The 5,823-nt window shown below is 68.4% G+C and carries 6 protein-coding genes; 5 read left to right on the top strand and 1 reads right to left on the bottom strand.

From position 1 onward, the window contains the following. Nucleotides 1–169: 169 nt before the first annotated feature. Entirely contained in the window at nucleotides 170–436 is a 267-nt protein-coding gene (locus tag IH13_RS0117580) for a hypothetical protein (protein ID WP_031085523.1), read from the top strand. Nucleotides 437–851: 415 nt separating this feature from the next. On the opposite strand, the gene IH13_RS0117575 is transcribed toward IH13_RS0117580, so the two are convergent. Then, nucleotides 852–1,958, bottom strand: a complete 1,107-nt coding sequence (locus IH13_RS0117575; protein ID WP_031085521.1) for an alpha/beta hydrolase family protein — start codon at nucleotides 1,956–1,958, stop codon at nucleotides 852–854. A gap of 343 nt (nucleotides 1,959–2,301) precedes the next feature. Between IH13_RS0117575 and IH13_RS0117570 the strand changes: the two genes are divergently transcribed. The 4 genes from IH13_RS0117570 to IH13_RS0117555 form a co-directional block, all read left to right on the top strand. Further along, entirely contained in the window at nucleotides 2,302–3,234 is a 933-nt protein-coding gene (locus IH13_RS0117570; RefSeq protein ID WP_234433317.1) for a transposase, read from the top strand. A gap of 341 nt (nucleotides 3,235–3,575) precedes the next feature. After that, nucleotides 3,576–4,316, top strand: a complete 741-nt coding sequence (locus IH13_RS0117565) for a hypothetical protein (protein WP_158791202.1) — start codon at nucleotides 3,576–3,578, stop codon at nucleotides 4,314–4,316. A 100-nt stretch (nucleotides 4,317–4,416) separates the two neighbouring features. Continuing rightward, nucleotides 4,417–4,785 (top strand): contact-dependent growth inhibition system immunity protein, encoded by a 369-nt coding sequence (locus IH13_RS0117560; RefSeq protein ID WP_037841630.1) that lies wholly within the window; start codon nucleotides 4,417–4,419, stop codon nucleotides 4,783–4,785. Nucleotides 4,786–4,965: 180 nt separating this feature from the next. Continuing rightward, on the top strand, nucleotides 4,966–5,823 hold an 858-nt coding region (locus tag IH13_RS0117555; RefSeq protein ID WP_158791200.1), incomplete at its 3' end, for a serine/threonine-protein kinase.

Raw genomic sequence — 5,823 nt, 5'->3', positions numbered from 1 at the left:
GCCGTACGACGTGCTCGACGGGCAGCCGCGGGAGGGACACGCCTCCGCCCCGTCACACGCGACCTCCCCTCGCCCTCTCACCGGACCCGCACGTCGCGGCACCCAGACGCGCCGCTGTTGCCGCGTACGCCGACGTCTCATCCACGAGGGAGCGGGTATGGAGGTGAGCATGGCTCTCGTGAAGCGTGTTGCTCTTGCTCCTCGTGCGGTACGGCAGTTGCGGCGTGTCCGCTCGGTGTACGTGGCGGGTCTCCTGCTGTCCGTTCTCGCCCTGCTCTCCTACGGCGATCCGGCGACGAGCGGGCGGCAGGCGGTGATCACGGGCGTCTTCCTCGTCGTGTTCGCCGCGCTCCTGACGCTGACGTCGGTGCAGCTGTGGCGGCACGAGCGGACGAAGCACTGCAGTACGGCGAAGAGGCTCTCCACCGTCGCCTGACTCGCCGCCTGCCTCCCCACCCGCCGGGCTGGCCCACTCACACCCCCGGTTGCGGCCCCGGCTCCGGTTTCGGCTTCGGTCGTGTCCCCGGCCGCCCCAGCAGAGCCCATCCCGCAACCGTTCACGTCTTCGGCTCCAGCCGTCCTTGCCGCTGCGCCCGAGCAGCGCACCCCTACGGCCGGGGTCCAGGCCGACCACTCCCCCGCCTACCTCGCCCCGGCCCAGCCCAACTCCGCGACCTGACATGCCTCCCCTGACCAACGCGCCCCCGAGACGGCGGGAGCGGTGCGCGGCCGACACTCGGCCGCACTGAGCTGGTACGGCTCCCGCGCTCTCCGGCGACCGCACTGCCGTCGGCGGCCCGGAGGCTGGACCGTGCGAACGGGGCACGGGTCCATGGACCGCCGGGCAGGGCTCAGACGCAGGTGCTTGTCTCCGGGGTGCAGAACATGACCTGCGGGTAGCGCCTGGAGGGCTTGTCCAGAAGGGGCTGGGGCCGGTGGCGCAGGTGCAGTTCGAGGAACGCGCGGGTGTACCTGCGGGTGATCTCCGAGCCGCTGGCAGCCGGCAGTTCGGCGCCGATGTCGATTCCCACTTGCTCGGCCAGCAGTCCGACGTCGGTGAAGGAGGCGTGCTCGGCCCCGGCCACCACGAGCCACCGCTTCCACCCGGTCAGGCGTTGCCAGTCGCGTTCCCAGGTGGCGACCGCGCCGCCACCGCTGCCCGGGCTGTACTGAGCCTGCCTGCCGAGGAACAGGAAGGGCCGGGACAGGCCGCTGTCCGGAATCGGGACCTCGGTCGTGCCGTCGATGTCGATTCCCGCGCGGATCCGGGGGTCGGCCGGCATGGAAGTGACGGTGCTCGCACCGCCGACGGAGTGGCCCGCCATCGCGATCCGTGACGGATCGATGAGGCGGGCACCGTCCCATTTCGCGTGCGCCCCGGTCAGTTCGTCCAGTACCTGTCCCTTGACCAGCCGCTGCCAGAACACCTCGTCATGCGGGACCTCGCAGGCGGCGCAGGTGGCGACGCGCCCGTCCGGGAAGGTGGTGGCAACACTCTCGTAGGTGTGGTCGATCGCAGCCACCATGTAGCCGTGGCTCGCGAGGTCCTCGGCGAGAGTGGCCAGCGTGGTGCGCGGCTTGCTGAAGCCGGGAGAGAGCACGACCAGCGGCAGACCATGGACAGGCCCTGCCGGTCGGGCGTTGGCGAAGGCGTTGGTCCGTGTCGTGCTCAACACGTCCAACGGCACGCCGGTGATGCCCCCGTCCTTGAGGAGCAGCTCCGATTCCGTCGGCGTCATGTACTGCGCCCGCCGCCCGCTCGTCGAGGCCGTCGGGTACCACAGGGAGACCATGAGTTCCCGGGCGCTCGCCCCCGAAGCCCAGGGATCGGGGCGGGAGTCGTCCGTGAGATGCAGGGACCTGGTGCCGACCGCCTGGGATCCGGTCGGCCTGGGGAGATACGGTGTGCTGCCCGGTTCGCCGGCCGCCGCAGCAGAAGGCCCACCGACGGCGAGCATGAGTAAAGCGGTGGCGACGGTCAGGCCATGACGGGAGAGTGCACGGTTCACGGGTTGTCCGTTCTCTACTCAGGGCGGCAGTGGGACAGTGGGCCACGACGCCGTACGCCCGTCTGTGGTTCCCGCACAGGGGAGCCGTCCGGTCCCACTGCGACGACTCCCTCTCGCACACGCCGTTCGCCCGGCAGCAAGCCCGACAAGCAGTGCGACGTGCCGCTGTTGCTTCCTGGCCGTACGCGAACGTGACGCTGCCCTGTCCGGCACTCTCGCACCGCGGCACGCGCCACACGCGTACACGCCGGACGCATACCACGTACAACCGGCCGACGACTGCGCGTCACCTGTGGTCACGCTGGGCATCTGGCTACGACGCCACCGAGATGCGAAGGGGGTGCGCTGGCGGGAGGGCAAGGACCTCCCGCCGGGCAGACGGCGGCTGGCCTCCCCTTACGACCTCGATGCGCGCTACGGCGTCAAGCGCGGATCCGGCTGGACAGGCTACAAGGCCCACCTCACCGAAACCTGCGAGCCGGACGCACTCCACCTGATCACCAACGTGGAAACCACGGACGCGACCGTGGACGACACCGAGATGACCCAGACCATTCACCAGCACCTGGAAAAGCGCCAACTGGCGCCGGATGAGCACGTGGTGGACTCCGGCTACGTCACCGCCGCCCACATCCTCACCGCCCACAATGACCACGGCATCAACCTGCTCGGGCCGGTCGGCGCCGACACCCACCACGCCAAACGCGGCGACGGCGAACACGCACCGGACCTGACACAGGCCGCCTTCTTTGTGAACTGGGACGCCAAGACAGCCACCTGCCCCCAGGGAGCGGTCAGCGCCAGCTGGTCCGACCAGTGCAAACCCAGCGGCACCCCCATTACTCGGGTGCACTTCGCGCACGCCGACTGCGCCCCATGCCCACTGCGGTCCCGGTGCACCAAGGCGGCGAACGGCACGTGGGGACGCAGCCTGACCCTGCTGCCACGAGAGCAACAGGAAGTCCTGGCCCGGCAACGTTCCGAGCAGCAGACCACGGAGTGGAGAGCCCGTTACGACATCCGCGCCGGCGTCGAGGGCACCATCTCCCAGGCCGTCCGCCGCACCCGAATTCGGCGCACGCCCTACCGCGGACAGCCCAAGACCCACCTCGCGAACGTCCTATCCGCCACCGCAATCAACCTCATCCGCGTCGACGCCTGGCTGAACACCCCACTCGGCACAACCCGCCTCTCTCACCTCGCCCGCCTCGACCTTGCCGCATGACCAGGCCAGGAAGCCCGAATCACGACTTTCCCAACGGAGTCCTTCAGTAGGGGGCTTCCGGCTTGTACTTCTGACCGTTGACCTCAATGCCGCAGCCGACCACGCGGCAGCCCGATGCACCGCAGCGACTCGACATCAGTGTGAGCCATACCGCCGACCCGGATGAACACAGCGGCCGGAGCATCGACAAGCAGGAGATAAAGTCCTCGCCATTCCCTGCGGACAAGGCAGTGAATGCGAAAGGGGTAGAAACGCGCCTCGTGTACAATCCAGACCTGCCCCCCTTCACTGTTCTGTCGTCCATGCCGGCCTAAATCAAGGGAACCTAAGGTCTGAGGACCGTGAATCGAAAGAAGGATCAGGTGCCACTGCACGAGTTGTCGGAATACTTCAGCCTGCAAGGTGCCCGAACCGCACTGGCCCCGTTCTCCACCACAGGCGTACCCAGTGATCCCCATGAATGGAAGAAGGCTTTGACGACCACTGTTCGCGGCCTGTACTACGCCGATGACGGAGCCGGAAGAAGCCACCATGAGATCTCTTCCCAACTGCTCACGGCTGCGGACATCTTCAGGACCGACCCCGGTGCGCGCGCCCTGAAGAACATTCCTGCGGCAGTCCCGCCCGAGCGAACACCTGACGTCTACCGCGCCATCTCTGCGTACATCGTTGACTGGCCCTCCCTTTCATACGAGGAAAAATACGGTCAGAGTCAGATGACCGCCCATGAAATCGCGCTCAGGTTTCCACGCTTCAGCCAGGTCTTGCCCATCTATTTCGGGCAGGACGGGGTGGCCATTTCCGACGACATGCAGTTTTCGAGCATCGAGGAGGGCATTGCCATGATCATCGACGAGACCCACCCGCGGTGCATGTGGCAACTACCCGGCCTGGCCGCCGAGAGCTATGAGGCCCTGGCGCTGTTCCAGAACGATGAAGACGCTATGGATCGCTATTTCTCCCAGGTGTTCGGCGGCGGTTCCGGTAGAGCGGATTTCGTTGATTTCCTCCCCCTGCTCGCCCGATCGATCATCGACCACCTCGCCACCGCGCACCCTCCCGTGTGGCCGAAGGAGGACTGACCCGCACCAAGCGAACCCGTAGCGCGACGTACACCGACCGTGAGACCGCCCAGTAGGCCACCCAGCAGGTCGCGACCGCCAACGAGCAGGCCATGCACCAATGCTCGCGGACCGCCTCAGGGAGAGCATCGAGACCGGTCAGGCCCCGCCGCCCGCACCGCCGCAGACCCACTGGGAGTGGCACGCCCGCTTCCCGGAGCTCGCGCAGTTGCTGGGGGGCTGGTACGCGCAGGACATGCCCGACGAGTTCGAGGACCACGAGGCCGCGTTCCATGACTATCTGGGCAGCACCGACCCGGGGCTGGTGGCTCAGCTCGCCGGCGAGCTGCGTGATCTGCTCGCGCTTCCCGTCGAGGAGATCGACTACGCCACCGGGCCGGCCGAACTCGGACTGGAGGTCGAACCGCCCGCTCCGCTCAGCACCGTCGGGTGGCTCGTCGAACTCGCCCGCGCGGTCGACCGGCACTGACCCACGCGGCCTACGCCTCAGGTGCCGTGTGGCCCTGACCGGAAACGTTCGGCGCCACGCCCTCGTCCCCGCCCCCGCTGGACCGGACGCTGGTCCACCGGCGAGACTTACCCGACCGACGCCGGGCGGGCGCCAGTCGCGCCTGACCGGCCAGCATGCGCACGCACACACGGGGGCAAGGTGCCACAGCAGCCGATCGCCGGGCGGTACGAGCTTCTGGAGGAGCTCGACAGCGGGGGCATGGGGGACGTGTGGCGTGGTTACGACGCCGTGCTGGACCGGCCCGTCGCCGTGAAGGTGGTCCGGCACCAGGCCGTCGCCGGGTCGCCGCAGTTGGCGGCGGAGTTCGCCAAGCGGTTCAAGCGCGAGGCCCGTATCACCGCACGCATCCAGCACCCCGGTGTGCCGCAGGTGTACGACGCGGTACTCGACGACTCGGACACCACGCACGGCCCGGCCACCACGTACGAGCGGCTCTTCCTCGTCATGGAGCTGGTCGACGGGGTGCCCCTGTCCGCGTACATCCAGCCGGAACGCCCGCTGCCGGTCAGCTGGGCCGTGGCGGTCGCCGCGCAGGTCGCCACCGTGCTGTCGTACGCCCACGAAGTACCGGTGATCCACCGTGACCTGAAGCCGGGCAACGTCCTGGTCGCCCGGGACGGCACGGTGAAGGTCCTCGACTTCGGGATCGCGGCCATTCTGCGTACGGACGTCACCAAGCTGACCGCGACCGGCAACCCCATCGGTACGTACCAGTACATGGCTCCCGAGCAGGTCCGCGGCGGGCGTACCAGCCCGCAGACCGACCTGTACGCACTCGGCTGCGTACTCCACGAACTGCTGAGCGGTCAGCGGGTGTTCACGGCCGACAGTGAGTATCTGGTGATGTACCAGCACGTGAACGCCGCGCCCACCCCGCTGCGCGTGCTGCGCCCCGGCGTACCGGCCGCGCTGGAGGAGCTCGTCCTGCACCTGTTGCTCAAGGCGCCGGAGGCCAGGCCCGCCGACGTGCAGGAGGTGTACGAGCGGCTGGGGGCG

Origin of the sequence: Streptomyces sp. NRRL WC-3549 (genome assembly GCF_000721935.1) — a bacterium.
Taxonomy (GTDB): Bacteria; Actinomycetota; Actinomycetes; order Streptomycetales; family Streptomycetaceae; genus Streptomyces.
The sequence above is the reverse complement of the archived record's forward strand: the minus strand, read 5'-3'. Positions and strand labels throughout refer to the sequence as shown.